We start from the raw sequence: 20,500 nt of genomic DNA, 5'->3' as shown, positions 1-20,500 counted from the left end.
GGAGACGCTGCTTTGATTGATGCCGACCGGTCTTCAACCCCTTGAGGCCTGGGTACGGTTGTGTCCGGCGCGCGTTGGGTTGGTCACCCGCAGGCGTGTGCTCGTTGATCGCGCGACTAGGGGAGCTGGTACGGGCATGGCGGTTGACGCTGCTCGATCGCAAGAGGGGTTCACGTCGGCGAGGGCAACACAGGTGATGGGTGCTGCGTGCCGGGCTGCGGGACTCGACGACAGAGGCGCTGAGCTGATCCGCCTGGGCGAAAACGCTCTGTTTCTGCTGGCCACGGAACCGGTGATTGTCCGGGTGGCTCGCGGCGAGCCGTGGTTGCCGAAGGCTCGTGTCGAGGTTGCTGTTGCCAGGTGGCTTGCCGCAGAGGGGTTCCCGGCGTCCCGACTCGTTGACGGCCGCGAACAGCCCCTCCTGATCGACGGCCACCCGGTGACCTTCTGGCGTCTAATTGTGGAGGGCGACCGTAAGGCTACGTACGGCGAACTAGGCGGCATCCTGAGGGACCTGCACTCTATGACGGTGCCTGCGGACCTTGAGCTGCCGAAGTTTGATCCCTTCGACAAGCAAGAGCTGCGGATCAGTAAGGCATCGATCCCAGAAGACGACCGGGTTTTCCTCCGTAAGCGGTGGCAGGAGCTGCGCGGCCAGTTTGAGGAGTTGACGTTCGAGACTCCTAAGGGGCCAGTGCACGGTGATGCCCACGTGCAGAACCTCATGGTGAACGATCGGGGCGAGGTGATCCTGATCGACTTCGAGGCCTTCTGCTTCGACCACCCGGAGTGGGATCTGATGGTCACGGCGGTCGAACATCACAGCCTTGGGTGGCAGACCGATGAGCAGTATGCGGACTTCGTGCGGGCGTACGGGCGGGACCTGTACGAGTGGCCCGGCTATGACACGCTCCGGCGGCTCCAGGAGTTTGGCATGACGACGTGGCTCATGCAGAACGTGCAGGAGAGCGAGAAGACGGCGGCCGAGTACCGCCGGCGCATCGCTGGCTTGCGTAACGACGATGCGCCGCGTGACTGGCGTCCCTGGTAGCTGCTACTCGTCTTCATCGTCCAGGCGGGCGAGTGCTTCGCGCACCTGCTCGTTCAAGGTGACGACGGTGGGGTGTGTGGCGTGTGCGCTGACCTCGGCCTGGAAGTCGGTGACGTAGCGCTGGAAGCGGGAGGATTGGAGGGAGTCACCGCCGTCCACGGCAAGGCTCGCGGTGGTGACGGCGGCTTCCAGTTCGCCGTTCAGTAGCTGGCTCTGGGCGAGCACCATGCGGCAGAAGCCCAAGGTGCGGGCGTACTGCGGGTCGGTGCTGTCCACAGCGCGCTGTGCGTGCTCGACGGCTTCCCGCCGCATCTTCAGGTCACGGAAGCAGTGGCAGAACTCGCCCAGGAGTTCGGCGTCATCGAAGTAGCCGAGCCATGCCGGGTCGTCGGCGCTATCAGCGCGTTCGAAGTGCCGCTCTGCTTGGTTCATCGCCTCGGCTGCCCCGGTCCGGTCGCCAGCGTTGGAGAGTGCGCGGGCTTCCATGGCCCAGTAGTTCGCCATGGCTCGTGGGGTGGCTCGGCCCTTGGCGCCCTCGACGGCTGCGCGGGCAAGCTGGATGGCTTGGGTGTGGTTGCCCAAGTAGTTGGCCTGGTGGCTCAGGTTGCCCAGGATGCGTGATCCGAACATGCGGTCATCGATGACCTGGGACAGCCGCAGTGTGGACGTGAGGTAGCGGTGGGCAAGCCGGTGGTTGCCGACGTCGTACGCGGTCCATGCGAGCAACTGGGAGACCTCGGCGGCGGCCCCGAACAGTGCCGTGCCCACCTTCTCGCTGTAGCTCGCGTTCAGCAGGGGAAGAACCTCGTGGCGGAAGTAATGGCGTAATGCCTTGTGACCGTGGCCGCCGCCGTACCTGAAGTCGAGCTGCATGAACATCGAGGCGGCATCCCTGATCGCGCGTACGTCACGCATGCCGACCCGTTGGTGTGCGGGCTTGTCGGCCTGGACGCCGTCGGGCCGGGAGATCATCCATGACAGGACGGCAGAGCTGAGGTCGGTGTCCGCGATGATCAGTTGGTCTGTGGCGGGCTCGTCGGCACGCTCCTGAGCAAGGCTGTCCAGCATGGACAGGGCCTCGGGGACGGTGCTCGGGTAACCGATCGGCTCCGGGGCGGCTGGTCGGGTGTGGTCGAAGAAACCAAGATCACCTGGCGTGATGCGACGGCCCAGCTTGGCGCTCAGGACGTCGGCCATGATCGCTGCCGTCTCCGGTTTGATGCCGGCGCCGTCTCGCCAACGCTGCACGGCGATGTGTGTCGTCCCGAGACTGATCCCTCGCTGGGCGGCAGCGTCCTTCATCCGCTTTGCCAGCCCTTTGTTGGAGACCTTCGCCTCGTCCATGACCGCGATCAACTGGGCGTTCGTTTCTCGGCTCATGCTCCCCTGCCAACCCGAGAATTACGGCGAGTGTTCATCGTGTCACAGCAGTCCCGCTCTGGGGGGTTCATTGATGAACCCCCTTCGCATTTGCCGGTGTTCACGTGAACCCCCTGGCGAACGCTGCCGGTCGCGGCGCTGGCGCCGTGTACTGACGTTGCACGAAGCAATCGGTGCTACGAGAGCTGGGAAGGGACGCGATGGACGCGGCGAAGACCAAGCATCTGAGCGGGGAGCTGGACGCCTACGCTCACTGGTTCGTAGCGCCGGATCCGGCTGCGGGCGGGCATTTTCTGGCGGTCACTCTGTTCGCCGAGTTCGGCGACACGGCACGCATCGCACGTGAGGTGACGGCGGTGTTCCTGCGGGGTGCTGGTGCGAGTGAACTCGTGGACGACGCTCAGTTGGTCGTCTCGGAGCTAGTGGCGAACGTTGTGAACCACACCGTTCCTGATCGTCACCTCGCCCAGCCCGGTAGCTCCCGGCGTATCGACGTGACCTTCAAGAAGTACCCGAAGTGGGTCTTCCTGGGGGTCGCCGACGAAGACTCGACTCCGCCACTGCTTCCGGTGGGTGATGCGTTCCCTGCCGCTCTGGTCGGCGAGCTGTCGGAAGCGGTGCTGCCGGACAGTGGTCGCGGGCTGCTCATCGCTCAGCGGCTCGCCACCTCTGTCTGGTGGTCGCCGGAGGAACGAGGCGGCAAGACCGTGTGGTGCCGCTTCGACCTCGACCGGCCGGGCGCCTGCTCGGCCTGACAGACGCCGGGTCGTCGCCCCTGTCTTCTCCTTCGCGATCGGGAGTGGGGTGGCGGCGCGGTCATGGCTGGAGCCTGACCACTCCGGCCCAAGGGGCGCGGTCTCTCGGACGGCCCAGGGGCTCCCCTCCTGAGCGAGAGCCCGCGCTTCACATCCCCATATAGGCCGGGCCACCCCGTCAGCCCTGGAAAGCGAAGGGTGGCCCGGCTGGGAACACGGCGGTTCCCGGTGCCTGATGGTACCGGGGCCGCCGTGCTGCGTTTTGGCCCTGGTCCAAGGAAGTTGATGATCCGTTACCTAGATCAGGGCAGAGGTGGGCAAGGTGACCGGCTTCGGTGAGGACTGGCTGAACGATGGTCTCGACGTGCCGGGCGCGGACTCAGGGCTCTGGGTGGCCGGGGTGGACTACATCGCCAGCTGGCGTGAGGCGCGTGAGGCTGCCGACCGACTGAACCGCGCACTCCTCGGCGTGGGCCTGGAGCTGTCTGCGGTGCGGGCCGTCGCGTCGACGAGTGAGGACGGCCGCGGGGTGGTGCGGCTGACCGGTTGGCCGGACGTCGTGGATCGGCTCGCTGATCTCCTGGAGGCGCGCGCGAACGGTGCCGGTGGTGCGGTATGAGGCGCCTTCTCGCTGATGGACGCTGCACATGGGCACGTCGCCGACTGGAGGGACTTTGGGCTGGAGCTGCCATGGGGCGAGTGAACAGGGGGCCTTACGCTGGCCCGGCGAATCGGGCAGGCACTGGTCCTGCCCGCGTGTGTGCCCGATTGGCCCCCTGTTCTTCGAGGCTCGCCCCATGGTGGCTGCCTAAAGTCTCGGAGGCCGGCGACCCCCAGCCCACCACGCCTCGACCCTCGACGGTAAGTCGGGGCCTCGACTCCCTGGGTGTGCTGCGGGCAGGGGCGTCGGCCGACCGGACGGGACCGGCGTCCACGCCGCACGCCCGGCCGGGGCGGCTGGGCGTCCCGGCGCGCCGCAGGCGCGCCCTTGAGGAAGTGAAGGCTGTTTCGACCGATGCCGCTTGCCGGTCAGGCGCGGGTGCGTCGCGTGGGCTGTTTGTCGGCGGTGATCCGGTAGGCGAGTTCGGCACGATCCGCGCCGAAGCGGAGCTCTTCGAGGAACAGCGGGCGGTCGTCGGCACCGTGCGCGACGCGGGCAACGTGCAGGACCGGCGTCGCGTCCGGGACCTGGAGCGTGGAGCGCTCGTCGGGCAGGGGCATGCGCGCGCGTACCGTCTCGGCCCACGACAGCTTGTGTCCGGCCTGGGTGAGCACCCAGTAGATCGCTGCCGGAGGCTTGCACGGCTCCTTGCCGAGCAGTGGGACGGCCTCGGCGACCTCGAACGGGATCAGGGTGCGGTGCATGGCACGTGTCCCGGTGCTGGGGTCGATGAGCAGCCGGTCACAGCCGAACAGGGCTTCTTCCGCGTCGAGGTGGAGGAGTCGACCGGTGTCCTTGGTGGTGCGGGTGCGGTAGGTGCTCGGCTCCTCGGTCTCCTGCCAGATGTCGCCGTTGGGCATGACGAACTTGCCGTCGGCGGTGCGGCTGATGCGGCGTTCGAGGGTGAGGACGGGCTGTCCGCCGGCTCGTACGAAGCTGCCTTTGCCGTGGCGGACGTCGATGAGGCCTTCCGCGCGCAGGGCGGCGATGGCGTTGCGGACCGTGGGGCGGGAGACGCCGTAGCGGGCCATGAGCTGGGCTTCGGACGGCAGCAGGGAGTCGGGCGCGAACTCGCCCGTGAGGATCGCTGCGCGGATCGCGGCGGCCACCTGCTGGTAGAGGGCTCCGGGGCGCTGGATCTCTGACATCTCGGCATCTCCGGGTTGAGGTCGTAGTCACGTCGCACGCGCGACATCACTCGTCAGCATAAGTAGTTGCACTCTCGCCGTACAGGACTTCATAGTCGTAACTCGTAAGGACAAGTGACGTCAGTATGTGACTGGCGTCCTGACTGGCCAGGGAGGCCAACGAAATGCAGTCCATTCCCGTGGACACGGCGCGCCTGGGCGTACTGCGGTGCGCCATCGCGCCCGAAGCAAAACTCGGCAACCCCGAGACGCAGGAGGTGAAGAGGGACCGGGAGGGCAACCCGGTCTACACCGTGGCCGTCACCGTGCGGCAGGACCGGCGGCGGATCTCCGTCATCGAGATCGCCGTGAGCGGTGCCCCGAAGGGCATCGAGGAAGGACAGATCGTCCGGGTCACCGGCCTGACGGCGTTCGTCTGGTCGATGGGCGAGAGGCACGGCGTCAGCTTCCGCGCGGACGCCATCACCCCCGTGCACAGCAGCCCGGCGAACACCAAGGGCGGTGAGGCGTGATGGGGCCGATCCTGCTCGCCTTCGGGCTCGCCGTGCTCGCCTGGGTGCTCGTCGTCGGCGACCTGGTGCGCCGGTACCGGCCGGCCTGGCACTGGTACGTCGCCGGGTATCCGGTGGCCGCGTGCCGGGTGGTGTTCACCTGGCGCCGGGTCGCCCTGCTCAACGACCTGTCCGTCTCCCGCCTTCCGGCGCGCACGCTGATCGGTCATCTGTTGGTCAAGGGCGATCCGGTGCGGCCGGTGCCGCCGCGGATCTCGTTCCCTCGCGTCACCGGCCTCGGGCTGAGCGTGAGCGTGCGGCTGCATGCGGGCCAGACTCCGGCGACTTACATGAAGGCGGCCGATGCCCTCGTGCACGCGTGGAAGGTCCATGCGGTGCGGGTGACGTCGCCGGAACGCGGCCTCGTCCAGTTGACCGCGATGGCCAGTGATCCGCTGGAGCGGCCCGGCTTAGCCACTGCCCCGGCCGATCTGCTCTCCGCCCTCATCGGGGCACTGGAGACCGGTGGCGCCTGGGTGATGAACCTGCGCCTGGTGCCGCACTGGCTCATCGCTGGGGCCACCAGGTCCGGCAAGTCCACCCTGCTGGCCCGGCTGATCACCCAGCTCGCCCCCCAGCCCGTCGCCCTGGTCGGCATCGACTGCAAGGGCGGCATGGAACTGGGCCTGTTCGCCGGTCGGTTGAGCGCGTTGGCCACGTGCAGGCGTGAGGCGGTCGCCGTGCTCTCCGCGCTCGTGGTCGACATGCAGGACCGCATGAGCGCGTGCCGGTCCGCCGGGGTCCGCTCGATCTGGGAACTGCCCGAGAAGCTGCGGCCCGTGCCGGTCGTCGTGCTCGTCGACGAGATCGCGGAGCTGTACCTGTCCGACGGCACCCGCGAGAGCAAGGCGGAGGCGGAGCAGTGCTCCACACTCCTGCTGCGGCTGGCCCAGCTCGGGGCGGCGCTCGGCATCCACCTGGTCGTCGCCGGACAGCGGGTCGGCTCCGACCTCGGGCCGGGCGTCACCGCCCTGCGGGCCCAACTCGGAGGCCGGGTCTGCCACCGGGTCAACGACCCCGGCACGGCAGAGATGACCCTGGGCGACCTGAACAAAGATGCCGTGGCCGTCGCGCAAGCGATCACGGCGGAGGAACGGGGCGTGGCCGTGTGCACCGGACTGGACGGCGGATGGAGCCGTGCCCGCTCCCACCTCACCCCCACGGAAGAGGCCGTCTCGACGGCCCGGAAGCACGCCGCCATCACCCCGGAACTGCCCGCCATAGGCCGCGCTCTCGCGGCGCTGGAAGGAGAGAGCAAGTGATCAGCGAAGGTACGGCGTTCACGTTCGCGGTGATCTTCGGGATCATCACCGTCCTCCTCGTCCGCTCCCGCGACGTACGCGCCTGGGAAGCGGTCTGCGTCGGCCTCTTTGGCCTCTACGTCGGGCAGACCCCCGTGATCTACACCGTCCACGGCCTCGTCACCTGGCTCATCAGCGGCTTCTCCCACACCTGAGCAGAAAGGACACGACGGCATGCCCATGCCCCGCGTGAGGTGCCCCCACTGCAAGGGCGACGGAGCCCGCAAGACCTGGACCGGACGGATGCGGCGTTGCCGCGTCTGCCGGGGCACCGGAACCATCCGCTGAACCCGCGCACCACACCGACCACGCAACGGAGGCGATCCCCATGGCCCACAGCGCCCCACCCCCCATCCACCGTGCCGCCTCGGCGGCCCACGCCGGAAGGTCACCACCATCACCCCGGAGTCCACCACTGCGGCTGACCGGCGCGCCGTCCTTACCCGCACGGCGCGCCTGCGTCAGCTCCCCGAAGCAGACCACGACGCCATCCGCCTTGCCCAAGACCCCAAATTCCCGCGCTGGCTGGAACAGGTCACCTCCACCGGCGGCTGTGCCCACCCGGTCCACCTGTCCGGCTCGACAACCACCCTGGACGCCGAAACCGGCGAGATCCTCCACCACTACGACACCCGCAACGAACCCGGCGAACGCCTCCTCGTCCGCTGCCGCAACCGTCGCGCAACCGTCTGCCCGGCCTGCTCCCGTCTCCACGCGGGCGACACCTTCCACCTCGTCCGCGCGGGCCTGATCGGCGGCAAGAACATCCCCACCACCGTCCGCCACCGGCCCCGGCTCTTCGTCACCCTGACCGCCCCGTCCTTCGGCCCGGTCCACCGCGTCGGGGAAGTGTGCCGCCCCCGCCGTGACGGCGGCACCTGTGAACACGGACGACCCTTCGGCTGCGGCACTGTCCACGCCCCGGACGCGTCGGTTGTCGGTCAACCGCTCTGCCCCGACTGCTACGACTACACCGCCCACGTGCTCTGGCACGCGCACGCCTCCAAGCTGTGGGACCGCTTCGTCATCGACGTCCGGCGGCGCCTGGCCTCCTCGGTCGGCCTCGTACAGTCGCATTTCGCCCGGCACGCCCGGCTGTCCTTCGCCCGCGTGGCTGAGTACCAGAAGCGGGCGGCCGTCCACGTGCATGCCGTCGTTCGCCTCGACGGCCCGAACGGGCCCAACGACGAACCTCCGGCCTGGGGCACGGCGGAACTGCTCATCAGCGCCGTACGCGCCTCCGTCCGGCGGGTCCTGGTCCACACGCCCTACAGCCCGGCCGTGGGTGAGCTGGCACTGCGCTGGGGCGCCCAGGTCGACGCCCGGCCGCTGCGTGCCAACGGCGACGGCCCGGACGATGACGCGGTCGCCGCATACGTGGCCAAGTACGTCACCAAGGGAGCGAGCGAGACAGGCGCCGGCATCGACCACCCGCTCACCACCTGGGACGACGTCGAGTCGGCACCCGTGAGCGAACACGTCCGCACCCTTATGCGGGCCTGCTGGCGTCTCGGCGGCCTCCCCGAGTACGCGTCCCTGCGCCTTCGGGACTGGACTCACACGCTTGGCTACCGGGGTCACATCCTTACCAAGTCCCGTGCCTACTCGACGACGTACGCAGCGCTCCGCGCCGAACGCGCCGACCACATGGGCCACACGGACGTGCCCGACACGGTCACCGAACGGCACTGGCGTTACGTCGGCTCCGGCCACACCCCCGGCGCTGCACTCATCACTGCGGGAATTGCTGCGGACCTGGCGGAGAGCAGGGAGGAAGCACGTTCCTATCGGGGCTCTTATGGCTGATAAGCCCTTACAGCCGGTTCCTGACTGGATTGCTGAGATCCTCCATCGCTGGGTACCGCCCAAGGACTATGACATCCGCATGAGTGCTGTCGTCGATAGCTACGTTGCCGACCGCTTTGAGCCGGTTATTTCGGCGAAGCCTCCTGCGACGCACCGACCGGCGTGATCTTGATTGAGGTGATCTCGGGCGGCTTGCGCCTACCACGGCCGATGCTGAAAACGTCAACGTGGTCGATTACGGTCGCCACGATGGCGCGGCGGCGTTCGAGGTTCTCGGGCTCGTCGTCCTTCCAGACTGCAAGTACATCCGTCTCGGCGCGGGATCGACGGATCACCGTGGTGGCTTCGCGCGTGCGTAGGCTCTGGAGCTCTGTGCGAAGGTGAGCCAAGGAATCGAAGTAGTCTTCGTCCTCCATGTCTCCTTCCTTCCAGCGACCTCGAAGTGCCCGGATACGCTTCTCCAACAGGTCGATCTCACCTGTGAGATCCTCTGCGGGCACCTCTTCCTTCCGAGGCATACGGGATTGCAGCGCTGCCTCGATCACCTCGTTGAGTCGCTCCTCGATCCACTCGTACTTGCGGCTCACCTTGCCGCAGCCCAGGCGGCCGTTCCTGCCTCGCTGCCCCGAGTGACAGAACGTCCGCCGGAAGGTCCGTCCCTGGATGGTCGCCCACTGGACGCGCATGACGGACCCGCAATACCCGCACCGCAGGAACCCGGAGTACAGGTGCTTCCGCTTGCCCGACCCTTGCGCTGCCGGTGTGGCTCGCCCATCGAGCAGGGTCTGGACGTTCTCCCACTGCTCGCGGGTCAGAGGGGCGCCATAGATGCTGTCTCCGATGTCCTGGCCCTTGTAGGTGACGATCCCCCCGATCCGTTCCGACCGGTACACGCGCTTCACTGACTGGATCGTCCAGGCACCGCCCTGCGGAGTCGTAGAGCCCTCGGAGTTCCAGTACCGGGCCACATCGCCGGGTGTCTTCGGGTTCCGGTCCATCAGCATGCGATAGCCCTTGCGAATCAGCTCGGCTTCGCCTTCGTCCAGCTCCTTGAAGTACGAGCCCTCCTTGAAACCGAACTGCCTCTTCCCGCCGGCGTGCGGCTTGCCCTGCTCTCTGCGCTGCAGGAGGGAGTTGTTCACCCGCTCCGACATGCGCTCGGTCTCTTGCTGAGCCACCGCGCCCTTGATCGTGAGGATCATGCGGCCGTTGGCTGTCGACGTGTCCTCGCCCTCCGTCGTGGCGAACGCGAACCCGTGTTCCTTCTGCTCTTCGAGGAAGCTGGTCAGTTCGCTGATCCGACGCGTCAGGCGGTCGATGGAGTAGACGACGATCCCGTCAATGAGGCCGTCGCGGGCGTCTCGGAGCATCTCCGTGTACTGCGGGCGTCGGCGCTTGCTTGTGGTGGACGCCGATACGTCGTTTTCCGGGTAGACCTTGAGAACACCCCACCCCATGCGTTCGCACAGCTCCCGGCAGGCCTTCTCCTGGCGCTGGATGCCGAGTTCCTGGCCCTTGCGGTCCTTGCTGATTCGTACGTAGATCCCCACACGCTTCGGCTTGGCCATATCTCCCCCCGGGTCACAGATGGTGTGCCTGCGCCATGGACAACATGCATACAGACAATACGGTTACGAACGTCGCCGGGCAGGCCCTGGTGCCGGTGCTCGTCTCCGCCCGCGAGGGACTGCTCGACCGCAACGCCTATGACAAGGCGGCGAGTTCCCCGGTGGACGAGCCGCAGCAGGTGACGGTCGCCTAGGGCCTGTCCGGCCGATCATGCCGCAGACGCGGGGTCTGGCACGCCCATCTGCGGCGTTGTCGTCACTCGCCGACGCTCCGCGTCGACTCCCTCCTCCGCCTTGCAGCTGCACGCACCAGACCCCGCTCACCGGCACTGCCGAAGCACCGTCCCTTTCCTGCGACTTGATCGGCCGGACAGGCCCTGACCGGGCGCCGCCGGTGCTGCGCGGACCGTACGCTGATCCCCATGGGTGCCGTGAAGACCAAGCGGATGCCGCGTGCGGTCCGTGAGCAGCAGATGCTGGATGCCGCCGTGCAGACCTTCGGACAGCGGGGGTACATGGCCGCGTCGATGGACGACATCGCCGAACTCGCGGGCGTGTCCAAGCCGTTGGTGTACCTCTACCTCAACTCCAAGGACGACCTCTTCACCGCCTGCATCCGCCGCGAGGCCAAGGCGCTCACCGCCGCCGTCCGGGCCGGCGTGCACCCCGAACTGCCCGCCGACCGCCGGCTCTGGGAAGGCCTGCTGGCGTTCTTCACCCACACCGCCCGGCACCCCGACGGCTGGTCCGTACTGCACCTCCAGGCCCGCACCCACGGCGAGACCTTCGCCGCCGAGGTCACCGCGATGCGCACGGAGATCGTCACGTTCGTGACGCAGCTGATCGCCGACGCCGCCCGCGAGGCCCACCGGGACCCCGACCTGCCCGACAAGGAGGTCGCCGGGCTGGCCGAGGCCCTGGTCGGCGCCGCCGAGTCGCTGGCCACCTGGGCCAACGCCACCCCCGGCGTCACGGCCCGGCAGGCGGCGGCGACCCTGATGAACTTCGCCTGGGCGGGGCTGGGCGACCTGATGGCGGGGCGGGCCTGGTCACCGCCGTCCGCGTGAGGTGAGCGGGAACACCTCGCCGGTCACACACCGGCGTTCCCCGCTCCGGAGCTCGAACCGCCCGCCGTCCGCCGCGTACTCCACCGCCCCCGGCAGCAGCACCGGCGCCCGGAACTGTGCCCGTACCAGCACCGCGTCGGGCGTCCCGTGCGCGGCGAGGCAGCGGGCCACCGTCCACATGCCGTGCGCGAGGGGCCGGCGGAAGCCGAACAGGCGGGCGGTGAGCGGGTACAGGTGGATCGGGTTGCGGTCGCCGGAGACGGCACCGTACCGACGCCCGATGTCACCGCCGAGCCGCCACTCGGCGCGGACCGGCAGCGGGGCGTGCTCGGTCCCGTTCGAGGGCTGCCGGGCGTCGGTGCGATGCCGCGCGAGATAGGTGCTCCTCGACTCCCATACGACCTCCCCGCCGGCCCGCGCCTCGGTCACGACCGTCGCCTCCGTCCCGCGCCGGTGCGGAGCCAGTCCGTCGACGCACACGGCAAGTTCGTACTCCCCGGCGGCCGGGAGCGCGGCGTGGCGGCTGATCTCCACCGAGGTGTGGACCAGGCCGAGCAGCGGCAGCGGGAAGTGCCGGTCGCTCATCAACCGCATGGCGAGCGGGAAGCCGAGGACGTGCGGATACGTGAGGGGCAGGGCGTCCTCCCCGGTCGGGAAGCCGCACACCCGCTCGTAGGCGGCGAGCCGGGCCAGGTCGACGCGTACACCGGACAGGACGAGGCGGGTGCGGGGGAAGCCGGCGTCCGGGCGGGGCTGTTTGAAAGGGGAGAGCAGCGCGCCTCGCGCGAGGGAACGGACCTGGCCGGGTGCGGTGCCGGTGCAGCTCAGATGCCGGTCGGCCATGAGTACCCCCTGTCCTCACTGTTTACTCTGGAGTAAGGTTACCGCAGGTAAGCCCAAGCTCTGTCGGGCCCCGAGCTGCACACCCCCGTCCCCGGACCACCTCGGAAGCACCCCCGAACCCGCGCAATCTCCCCACGCGGGCCCCGTAGGATCTCCGCCCACCGGCGGACGACGGACGAGCCGCGCCGCCGCCGGTGAACGCCTTCGTGCGCACCACGCGTACCTCATGCAGCGAGCAGTGCCGAAGTGCGTCGCTGCAGGCCCCAGGAGCTGCCATGCCCATCTCGTACTCGTCTTCACCTTTACCGCCCGAGTCGTCCGACCCGTCCACGGCCGCGTCGCTCGAGTACGACCCCGACGGCGGGCCGGTCCTCGTCGAGCCCGAGATACGGCGGCTGGACGGGGAGGTGCGGGAAGTGGCCGTACCGCCGCTGGTGCCGCCGGTGTCGCACGGTTCGCTGGCCGACCTGCCGTTCGAGAACGCGGACGCGGCGCCCGGACATCCGGTGCTCAGCCGCCGTACCGGGGACGGGCGTTGGGCGGACGTGACCGCGGCGGAGTTCGCCGCGCAGGTGCTGGCCGTGGCGAAGGGGATGATCGCCGAGGGGCTGATGCCGGGCGATCGGATCGCGGTCATGGCCCGCACGTCGTACGAGTGGACGCTCCTCGACTTCGCCGCCTGGGCGGCCGGTCTGGTGACCGTCCCGGTGTACCCGACCTCGTCCGTCTTCCAGACCCGCTGGATCCTCCAGGACTCCGGCGCGGTGGCGCTGGCCACGGAGACGGTCGGGCAGGCGGCCGCGCTCGGCCCCGAGCGGGAGCATCTGACCGAGCTGAAGCACATGTGGGTCATCGAGAAGGGTCACGTGGACCGCCTGGCGGAGCTCGGCCAGTCCGTACCGGACACCGAAGTGGACGTACGGCGCGGAATGCTGGGCCCGGACACCCTGGCCACCCTCGTCTACACCTCGGGCACCACCGGCCGCCCCAAGGGCTGCGCGCTCACGCACGGCAACTTCCTCGCGGAGGTCGACAACGCGATCGAACTCCTCTACCCCGTCTTCAAGGCCCGCACCGACGCGGAGCCCTCCACCCTTCTCTTCCTCCCCCTCTCGCACGTCTTCGGCCGCATGGTGTCGGTGGCCTGCGTCCGCGCGCGGGTGCGGATCGGTCACGCGCCCAGCCTGAAGTCGGAGGACCTGTTGGTCGACCTGGCGAGCTTCCGGCCGACCTTCCTCATCGCCATCCCGTACATGCTGGAGAAGATCTACAACAACGCGCGCGCGACGGCCGAACGGGGCGGCAAGGCCCCCGCCTTCGACCGTGCGGCGAAGGTGGCACGCCGCTACGGCGAGGCGGCGGAAGCCCGGGCGAGCGGCACCGGCCCCGGCCCCGGCGCCTCCCTCAAGGCGGCCCGCGCCCTCTACGACACCCTCGTCTACCGCCGGATCCGCAACGCGCTGGGCGGCAGGGTCCGTTACGTCATCTGCGGAGGCTCGCCCCTGGGCCGCGACCTGGCCGCGTTCTACGCGGGCGCGGGCATCGACGTCTACGAGGGCTACGGCCTGACCGAGACGACCGGTGCGGCGACCGTGACGCCACCGCTCAAACCCCGCCTCGGCACGGTCGGCTGGCCCCTGCCCGGTACACGCGTCCGTATCGCCGCGGACGGCGAGGTGCTCCTCGCCGGCGGTCAGGTCTTCCGCGGCTACTGGGACCCGTACGCGGGCGGCGTCGTCCCGGCAACACCCGACGGCTGGTTCCCGACCGGCGACATCGGCCGGCTGGACGACGAGGGCTACCTCACCATCACCGGCCGGAAGAAGGAGATCCTGATCACGGCGGGCGGCAAGAACGTGGCACCGGCCCCGCTGGAGAACTGGCTGCGCTCGCACCCCCTGATCTCCCAGTGCATCGTCCTGGGCGACCGCCGCCCCTACGTCACCGCCCTGATCACCCTCGACACCGACGGCATCACCCACTGGCGCCAGATGAACGGCAAGCACCCCGTACCGCCGGAACTCCTCGTGACCGACGACGAGTTGCACGCGGTGTTGCAGCGTGCGGTGGACGAGGCCAACAAGCTGGTGTCCCGCCCGGAGTCCATCCGCCGCTTCGCCGTCCTCCCCGTCGACTTCACCGAGGCCGCCGGCCATCTGACCCCGTCGATGAAGCTGCGCCGGGAGGCGATCCTGCGGGACTTCGCCGGGGAGGTGGAGGCGCTGTACGGAGCCGACCGGGCTCACGGCTGAGCAGTGGGCGGCGAGGTGAGCTCCGCCACCGTGTCCGCGAACGCGCGGGCCGGCGGCGTGAGCGCGTCCCAGTGCCGGACGGCCCACCCCACCGTCAGCGGCCGCAGCGCGGGCAACGGCACCAGACGCAGATCACCCCCGTTACCGCCCGCCCGCAGCCCCGGCAACGCGGGCACCACGGCCCGGCCCAGCCCCAACTCGGCCAGCAGCAGGGCCGTGTCCCAGTCGGCGACACTCGTGTCGTAGCCGAAACGCACGCCCAACTCGGCGCAGGCCGCGTCGAGATGGGCGGCGGACGTGGAGTTCGGGGGCAGCCGGATCAGCCGGAGGCCGGCCAGGTCGGAGACGTCGGCGTGCGTGCGGTCGGCGAGCGGGTCGCCGGCCCGTACCGCCAGCACCCACGGCAGGTCGACCACCGGCCGCTGCTCGATGCCGCGCACCGGCGGCCCGAGCGTGACCCAGGCCAGATCCAGCTCGCTGTCGGCCAGCGCGCCGAAGCAGGCGCGGCTCGAACTCTCGGTACGGAACTCGAGGTTGACCTTGGGATGCCGCTGCCGGAACGCCACCACGGCGTCCGCCATGAAGTGCCGTACGGTCGTCGCCCCGGTGGCCACCCGTACCGACCCGCTCTCCCCGTCGACGAGGTCCCGCAGCCGCCGCAACGCCAGATCCAGCCCGGCGATGCCCTCGGCCGCAGCGGCCTCCAGCACCCGCCCGGCCTGCGTCGGCACGACCCCGCGCGGCCGCCGCTCCAGCAGACCGACCCCCGTCTCCCGCTCCAGCCGCTTCACGTGCTGGCTGACCGCCGACTGCGTACACCCCAGATCACGGGCCACCGCACTGAGGCTCCCGGCCCGGCAGACGGCCACGAACACGCGCAGATCCTCTAGGGTCACAACCTCCAAGCTATCACTAGGGTTTGGCGACTGATCCTTAGGATTGACTGGCCCCCACGGGGTGTACGACGATCTCCACAGGGCCCGGGCGGCAACCCGCTCCGCGCCTCCGCGGGAGTCCGGACCGACAGCGGGGGGGGGGGGGGGGGGTGGGAGCGGGTGCCGACCCACACTCCTGATTCTCGCGGCGAAGGGATGCCCGTGCCGACCTCCACCGACCAAGCCCTGGCGTTACTACGGCAGTTGGGTGCCGAGTCCATGGCCCACCCGGGCGGCACCCTCCTCACTCACCTCGACCGCGTACGCCTACGACTGGCCGGCTGGGGCGCCCGCCCCGCCCTCCAGCTGGCCGGCCTCTGCCACGCCTGCTACGGCACCGACGGCTTCCCCGAACCTCTCCTCCCCCTGGACCGCCGTACCGACCTGGCGACCGCGATCGGCGCGGAGGCCGAGGCGACCGTGTACCTCTACGCCGCCTGCGACCGCACGGCGACGTACCCGACCCTCGCCGACCCCGCCGCCCCCTTCCACGACCGCTTCACCGGTGCCGCCCACACACCGTCCCCCGGCCTGCGCCGGGACTTCGCCGAACTCACCGCCGCGAACGAGCTCGACCTTGCGGACCATGACGCGGCGTTCCGTGAGCGGTGGGGAGCCGAGCTGCTGGCCCTGTTCACGCGAATCCGGCCGCTGCTGAGCGAGGCGGCCTGGGACGACTGCCGCACGGTGCTCGGCGACGGCTAGGACAGGTGCTGGTGACTAGGGTCGGCTGCGGGCGATCAGATACGCCTGCGCGGTCGACTCCCCGAGTTCCTCCTCCGCCTCCCGCACCGTCCGCGACCGGATCTCGAAACCGGCCCCGGCCAGCAGCTCGGCGATCCGATCCGGCTGTCGGCGTTCGAAATCCAGGGACACCGGGTGGCCGAAGGGCCGGTCGATGCGGAGTGGGTGGTCGCCGACCTGGAAGGCGAGGAGCAGATGGCCGCCCGGGGTCAGGACACGGGCGAACTCCGCGAAAAGGTCGGGCAGCCGGTCCACAGGGGTGTGGATGGACGAGTAGTAGGACACGACACCCGCGAGGTGACCGTCGGGCAGGTCCAGGTCCAGCATCGAACCCTGCTCGAAGCGCAGGCCGGGATTCTCACGCCGGGCGATCGCGAGCATCGACGCCGACAGGTCGAGCCCGAACACCGACAGGCCGAGCGAGGCGAGGTACGCCGTCACCTCCCCCGGTCCGCACCCCAGGTCGACCACCTCACCGCCACCGCCCACGAGTTCCGCGTAGGCGGCCAGCAGGGCCCGGTCCACCGGCCTGGCCGCCAGCCCGTCCCGGAACCGGTCGGCGTAGTCCTCGGCAACGGCGTCGTAGAAGTCCTGGGTGGTGGTCAGGAAGTCGCTGTCAGTCATGGGCGGCGACCCTATCCACTCCCACTGACAACCGGCTGCGCGCCTGAGGCCACTCCCGTCAAAGGAGTGTGGGGGGAGTGCGGGGGAAGGAATTCTCGGAGAATTCACCTCGGGATACTCGGGACACTCGGGAAAAGGCAGGAGCCCCGTCGCCGAAGGCGTGGGGCTCCTTGGGTACTGCGCTCGATCCGGATCGGAGGATCAGATCATCAGATCAGACCGGGGTGACGTTCTCCGCCTGCGGGCCCTTCGGGCCCTGGGTGACGTCGAAGGACACCTGCTGGTTCTCCTCGAGGGAGCGGAAGCCGCTCGCGTTGATCGCGGAGTAGTGGACGAAGACGTCGGGGCCGCCGCCTTCCTGGGCGATGAAACCAAAGCCCTTTTCGGCGTTGAACCACTTCACGGTTCCGGTAGCCATAAGCCCTCCTTGGGCTCAAAGGGTTGCCCTGCTCCAGAACCAGCAAGTGTGAAGATCGAGATTCTGCACAACTGCACCCGTCTGAGAACGACGAGAGCCCGCGGTCACATGCTCCGCAGGCTCTGTACTGCAAGGGAAACCAAACTGCAACTTGCGGCGAGCCTAGCACGCGGGAAGCCGAAAGCAATAGAGGTCAAGATCACGTCACCCGAACGTTTGACATCCATGACTCCAGATGGCGGAGGGGCCCAGACTCGCACGTCACCCCGCAGGGTCAGCGCCCGCCCGGCGGACGCTAGCCTCCGGATGTGGACATTCCTCGCACCCGGCCGCGCGTCGGCCACATCCAGTTCCTGAACTGCCTGCCCCTGTACTGGGGGCTCGCGAGAACGGGCACGCTCCTCGACTTCGAGCTGACCAAGGACACCCCGGAGAAGCTCAGCGAGCAGCTGGTGCAGGGCGACCTCGACATCGGGCCGATCACCCTCGTCGAGTTCCTGCGCAACGCCGACGACCTGGTCGCCTTCCCTGACATCGCGGTCGGCTGCGACGGGCCGGTGATGTCCTGCGTGATCGTCTCGCAGGTCCCGCTGGAGCGGCTGGACGGCGCCCGGGTCGCCCTCGGCTCCACCTCGCGCACCTCCGTACGCCTCGCGCAGCTGCTGCTCGCGGACCGTTTCGGCGTACGGCCCGACTACTACACGTGCCCGCCCGACCTCAGCCTGATGATGCAGGAGGCAGAGGCGGCGGTGCTGATCGGGGACGCGGCGCTGCGGGCCAACCTGCTCGACGGGCCGCGCTTCGGGCTGGAGGTGCACGACCTCGGCGCGCTGTGGAAGGAGTGGACCGGACTGCCGTTCGTCTTCGCCGTCTGGGCGGCCCGCCGCGACTACCTGGAGCGCGAGCCCGTGATCACCCGCAAGGTGCACGAGGCCTTCCTCGCCTCCCGCAACCTCTCCCTGGAGGAGGTCGGCAAGGTCGCCGAGCAGGCCGCCCGCTGGGAGGCCTTCGACGAGCAGGTTCTGGAGCAGTACTTCACCACCCTCGACTTCCGCCTCGGCGAGCCCCAGCTGGCGGCGGTCGCGGAGTTCGCGCGCAGGGTCGGCCCGACGACCGGCTTCCCGGCGGACGTGAAGGTCGATCTGCTCCAGCCGTAGGGGACCTGCTCCAGCCGTGGGGATCTGGAGCGGGCGGCGGGACTATACGCTGCGGGACAGTGGAGGCGTACGGGGGAAGGGGGCGCGCCATGCAGCCGCTCGGAGTCGACGAGCCCGCGAGCGTGGGGCCCTACCGGCTGCTCGGCCGGCTCGGTTCGGGCGGCATGGGCCGGGTGTATCTCGGCCGCAGCGCAGGGGGCCGTACCGTCGCGGTGAAGGTCGTGCACCCGCACTTCGCGCTCGACGAGGAGTTCCGCGCCCGGTTCCGCCGCGAGGTCGACGCCGCGCGGCGGGTGGGCGGCGCCTGGACCGCGCCGGTGCTCGACGCGGACCCGGAGGCGCCGGTGCCGTGGGTCGCCACGGCGTACGCGGCGGGCCCGTCGTTGACCGCGGCGGTCACGGACGGCGGTCCGCTGCCCACGCATTCCGTACGAGTGCTGGGTGCGGGCCTCGCCGAGGCGCTCGCGGCGGTGCACGAACTGGGCCTGGTGCACCGGGACGTGAAACCGTCCAACGTCCTGCTGACGCTGGACGGCCCTCTGCTGATCGACTTCGGCATCGCCCGCGCCACGGACGGCACGGCCTCCCTGACCTCCACCGGCGTCTCGGTCGGCTCGCCCGGCTACATGGCGCCCGAGCAGATCCTGGGCAAAGGGGTCACCGGAGCCGCCGACGTCTTCTCGCTGGGCGCGGTACTGGCGTACGCGGCGACCGGAGAGCCGCCCTTCTCCGGGGATTCCTCGGCCGCGCTGCTCTACAAGGTCGTCCACGAGGAGCCGCAGCTCGACGCCCTGGAGGGCGGGTTGTTGCGGGAGATCGTCGAGGCGTGCCTGGCGAAGGAGCCGGGTGGGCGGCCGACCCCGGCGGAGGTGATCCGGCGGCTCGCGCCCGAGGGGACGGCGCGGCTGGTCGCGGGCGGGTGGCTGCCGGGAGCGCTGGTGGAGCAGGTCAGCCGTAGTGCCGTACGGCTGCTGAATCTGGAGACGGGGACGGACGTGGCTCCTTCGGGGCCGGTGGAGTTCGGCAAGCCGGCCGTGGAGGAGACGCCGCCGGGGCCGGTGGGGTTCGGCAGCCCGGCGGTGAGTCCGCCGTCGGCCGTGGGGGAGTTCGGGCCGCCGCCCGTGATGCCGGGGGCGCCGCCGCCGGTGATGCCGGGGGCGCCACCCGCCGTACCCGGGCCGCGTCCGGCGGAGCCGGAGGACACGGCACCGGCGTCGGGCCAGCGGCCCGGCAAGCTCTCCGTCACGTTCGCCGCGACGGCGGCACCGGAAGCCGACGGACGGGGCCGCCGGCTGAGCTGCACGGTGGCGCTGGCGGTCGCCGGGGCGCTGGCGGCGGTGACGGTGGGGTCGGTGTTCGTGTTCGACCTGCTGCCCGACAACCGCCGGGACACCTCGGGAGACGCCGCCGCGCCCCCGACCGCCGAACCCGGCGCCTCGGCCTCCGGCACCGGCATCCCCGCCCGCTACCTCGGCACCTGGGAGGGCCAGGGCACCGCCGTCGACGGCACCCTGCCCCTCGGGACGTTCCGCATCACCGTCCGGGACGCGGAGGCCGGTGAGGAACTGGGGCGACTCCGGCAGACCGACCCTCTGGGCGGCGTCTGTGTCGACGTACTGACCCTGAAGCAGGTGACGGAGAAGCAGATCGTCGCGACGTCCGTCGGTGCGAAGGAGAACCACAGCGGGTGCAATCCGGCGGCGACGACCGTGCGGCTGATTCCGACGGGGGATGACCTGATGTACGAGTCGGACAGCAAGGAGTCCGGGAACCCTGAGGCTCGGATGTCGCGGGCCGAGTAGCAAGGCGGTTACTACTGGTGGGAGGGACAGTGTGCTCGGTCAGGCCTCGTCCGCGAACAGGTCCTCGGCCGTTTCGACGTGCACGGCCCGGATGACCCAGGCGCGGAGCGTTTCGAGATTCGTGCAGGTCGTGATCCGCTCCCGAGCGGCCTCTGGGATCTCGATGCCGCGTGATTCAAGGATCAGAAGGATGTCCTCGGCGTGGCCCTCGGAGCGGCCTTCGGCCCGTAGGCGTTGGGAGGTCTCGAAGCGGAAGAAGGACAGGTCGACAGACATCAGTTGCCTTCAGATCTCGGCCGCGGGGGCGATGCGTGAGGAGGGTCCCGCTGTGGCTTTTCGGGCTCAGGCGGCTCTACCGTCTTGATCGGGTTGATCGAGCCATTCGTAGGGTTGGGTCGCCCAGGGGTGCTGGGTGTGGCTATCAGGCGGCTGCCGTC

At 69.6% G+C, this 20,500-nt stretch carries 20 protein-coding genes and 1 pseudogene; 13 read left to right on the top strand and 8 right to left on the bottom strand.

Annotated elements, in window-relative coordinates; translation table 11 throughout:
* Positions 1-136: 136 nt before the first annotated feature.
* Entirely contained in the window at positions 137-1,051 is a 915-nt protein-coding gene (locus tag ACFVJQ_RS38750; RefSeq protein ID WP_385790453.1) for a phosphotransferase enzyme family protein, read from the top strand.
* A gap of 3 nt (positions 1,052-1,054) precedes the next feature.
* On the opposite strand, the gene ACFVJQ_RS38745 is transcribed toward ACFVJQ_RS38750, so the two are convergent.
* The gene (locus ACFVJQ_RS38745) at positions 1,055-2,431 is read right to left on the bottom strand and encodes a sporulation protein (protein ID WP_385790451.1); all 1,377 of its coding nucleotides are present in this window, start codon (positions 2,429-2,431) and stop codon (positions 1,055-1,057) included.
* A 200-nt stretch (positions 2,432-2,631) separates the two neighbouring features.
* Between ACFVJQ_RS38745 and ACFVJQ_RS38740 the strand changes: the two genes are divergently transcribed.
* Both ACFVJQ_RS38740 and ACFVJQ_RS38735 read left to right on the top strand, forming a co-directional pair.
* Positions 2,632-3,186, top strand: coding sequence for an ATP-binding protein (locus ACFVJQ_RS38740; protein WP_385790449.1), 555 nt, complete (start codon positions 2,632-2,634; stop codon positions 3,184-3,186).
* Between the two features lie 322 nt (positions 3,187-3,508).
* Positions 3,509-3,805 carry a hypothetical protein gene (locus ACFVJQ_RS38735; RefSeq protein ID WP_385790500.1) on the top strand — a complete coding sequence of 99 codons (297 nt, stop codon included), beginning with the start codon at positions 3,509-3,511 and terminating at the stop codon, positions 3,803-3,805.
* 410 nt (positions 3,806-4,215) lie between these two features.
* Here ACFVJQ_RS38735 and ACFVJQ_RS38730 read toward each other — a convergent pair whose 3' ends face one another.
* Positions 4,216-4,995, bottom strand: a complete 780-nt coding sequence (locus tag ACFVJQ_RS38730) for a GntR family transcriptional regulator (protein WP_385790447.1) — start codon at positions 4,993-4,995, stop codon at positions 4,216-4,218.
* A gap of 164 nt (positions 4,996-5,159) precedes the next feature.
* Between ACFVJQ_RS38730 and ACFVJQ_RS38725 the strand changes: the two genes are divergently transcribed.
* From ACFVJQ_RS38725 to ACFVJQ_RS38710, 4 genes are all read left to right on the top strand, one after another.
* Positions 5,160-5,507 (top strand): hypothetical protein, encoded by a 348-nt coding sequence (locus ACFVJQ_RS38725; RefSeq protein WP_385790445.1) that lies wholly within the window; start codon positions 5,160-5,162, stop codon positions 5,505-5,507.
* Positions 5,507-6,808: an FtsK/SpoIIIE domain-containing protein gene (locus ACFVJQ_RS38720; protein ID WP_385790498.1), complete on the top strand. Its 1,302-nt coding sequence runs from the start codon at positions 5,507-5,509 to the stop codon at positions 6,806-6,808. The genes ACFVJQ_RS38725 and ACFVJQ_RS38720 overlap by 1 nt, the downstream gene beginning before the upstream one ends.
* A complete protein-coding gene (locus ACFVJQ_RS38715; protein WP_385790443.1) occupies positions 6,805-7,002 on the top strand; it encodes a hypothetical protein in 198 nt (65 codons plus the stop codon). Before ACFVJQ_RS38720 ends, ACFVJQ_RS38715 begins: the two co-directional genes overlap by 4 nt.
* A 301-nt stretch (positions 7,003-7,303) precedes the next feature.
* Positions 7,304-8,653 (top strand): replication initiator, encoded by a 1,350-nt coding sequence (locus ACFVJQ_RS38710; protein WP_385790496.1) that lies wholly within the window; start codon positions 7,304-7,306, stop codon positions 8,651-8,653.
* Positions 8,654-8,778: 125 nt separating this feature from the next.
* Here the strand turns inward: ACFVJQ_RS38710 and ACFVJQ_RS38705 are convergent, their stop codons facing one another.
* A complete protein-coding gene (locus ACFVJQ_RS38705) occupies positions 8,779-10,221 on the bottom strand; it encodes a recombinase family protein (protein ID WP_385790441.1) in 1,443 nt (480 codons plus the stop codon).
* Positions 10,222-10,280: 59 nt separating this feature from the next.
* Here ACFVJQ_RS38705 and ACFVJQ_RS38700 point away from each other — a divergent pair.
* Positions 10,281-10,415: pseudogene (locus ACFVJQ_RS38700) on the top strand (dicarboxylate/amino acid:cation symporter); the annotation flags it as partial.
* A gap of 228 nt (positions 10,416-10,643) precedes the next feature.
* The gene (locus ACFVJQ_RS38695; RefSeq protein ID WP_385790439.1) at positions 10,644-11,288 is read left to right on the top strand and encodes a TetR/AcrR family transcriptional regulator; all 645 of its coding nucleotides are present in this window, start codon (positions 10,644-10,646) and stop codon (positions 11,286-11,288) included.
* Here ACFVJQ_RS38695 and ACFVJQ_RS38690 read toward each other — a convergent pair.
* The gene (locus ACFVJQ_RS38690) at positions 11,271-12,131 is read right to left on the bottom strand and encodes a MaoC/PaaZ C-terminal domain-containing protein (protein ID WP_385790437.1); all 861 of its coding nucleotides are present in this window, start codon (positions 12,129-12,131) and stop codon (positions 11,271-11,273) included. The two genes, ACFVJQ_RS38695 and ACFVJQ_RS38690, sit on opposite strands and share 18 nt — an antisense overlap.
* 275 nt (positions 12,132-12,406) lie before the next feature.
* On the opposite strand from ACFVJQ_RS38690, the gene ACFVJQ_RS38685 reads away from it, so the two are divergent.
* Positions 12,407-14,383 (top strand): AMP-dependent synthetase/ligase, encoded by a 1,977-nt coding sequence (locus tag ACFVJQ_RS38685; protein WP_385790435.1) that lies wholly within the window; start codon positions 12,407-12,409, stop codon positions 14,381-14,383.
* On the opposite strand, the gene ACFVJQ_RS38680 is transcribed toward ACFVJQ_RS38685, so the two are convergent.
* Positions 14,374-15,279, bottom strand: coding sequence for a LysR family transcriptional regulator (locus ACFVJQ_RS38680; RefSeq protein WP_385790433.1), 906 nt, complete (start codon positions 15,277-15,279; stop codon positions 14,374-14,376). The two genes, ACFVJQ_RS38685 and ACFVJQ_RS38680, sit on opposite strands and share 10 nt — an antisense overlap.
* A 195-nt stretch (positions 15,280-15,474) precedes the next feature.
* Between ACFVJQ_RS38680 and ACFVJQ_RS38675 the strand changes: the two genes are divergently transcribed.
* Complete coding sequence (locus tag ACFVJQ_RS38675; protein WP_385790431.1) at positions 15,475-16,023, top strand: DUF6817 domain-containing protein; 549 nt, start codon at positions 15,475-15,477, stop codon at positions 16,021-16,023.
* 15 nt (positions 16,024-16,038) lie between these two features.
* On the opposite strand, the gene ACFVJQ_RS38670 is transcribed toward ACFVJQ_RS38675, so the two are convergent.
* Together ACFVJQ_RS38670 and ACFVJQ_RS38665 are read right to left on the bottom strand one after the other, a co-directional pair.
* Entirely contained in the window at positions 16,039-16,686 is a 648-nt protein-coding gene (locus tag ACFVJQ_RS38670) for a class I SAM-dependent DNA methyltransferase (RefSeq protein ID WP_385790429.1), read from the bottom strand.
* Between the two features lie 214 nt (positions 16,687-16,900).
* Positions 16,901-17,104 (bottom strand): cold-shock protein, encoded by a 204-nt coding sequence (locus tag ACFVJQ_RS38665; protein ID WP_003992177.1) that lies wholly within the window; start codon positions 17,102-17,104, stop codon positions 16,901-16,903.
* 308 nt (positions 17,105-17,412) lie between these two features.
* On the opposite strand from ACFVJQ_RS38665, the gene ACFVJQ_RS38660 reads away from it, so the two are divergent.
* Positions 17,413-18,261 carry a menaquinone biosynthetic enzyme MqnA/MqnD family protein gene (locus ACFVJQ_RS38660; protein ID WP_129799394.1) on the top strand — a complete coding sequence of 283 codons (849 nt, stop codon included), beginning with the start codon at positions 17,413-17,415 and terminating at the stop codon, positions 18,259-18,261.
* Positions 18,262-18,350: 89 nt separating this feature from the next.
* Positions 18,351-20,063, top strand: coding sequence for a serine/threonine-protein kinase (locus ACFVJQ_RS38655; RefSeq protein WP_385790427.1), 1,713 nt, complete (start codon positions 18,351-18,353; stop codon positions 20,061-20,063).
* Between the two features lie 39 nt (positions 20,064-20,102).
* Here ACFVJQ_RS38655 and ACFVJQ_RS38650 read toward each other — a convergent pair whose 3' ends face one another.
* Entirely contained in the window at positions 20,103-20,339 is a 237-nt protein-coding gene (locus tag ACFVJQ_RS38650; protein WP_385790425.1) for a hypothetical protein, read from the bottom strand.
* Positions 20,340-20,500 lie beyond the last annotated feature (161 nt).

This window comes from Streptomyces sp. NPDC127197, assembly GCF_042672405.1.
GTDB classification, from domain to species: Bacteria; Actinomycetota; Actinomycetes; order Streptomycetales; family Streptomycetaceae; genus Streptomyces; species Streptomyces flavusporus.
This window is presented reverse-complemented; position numbering and strand designations above follow the sequence as displayed.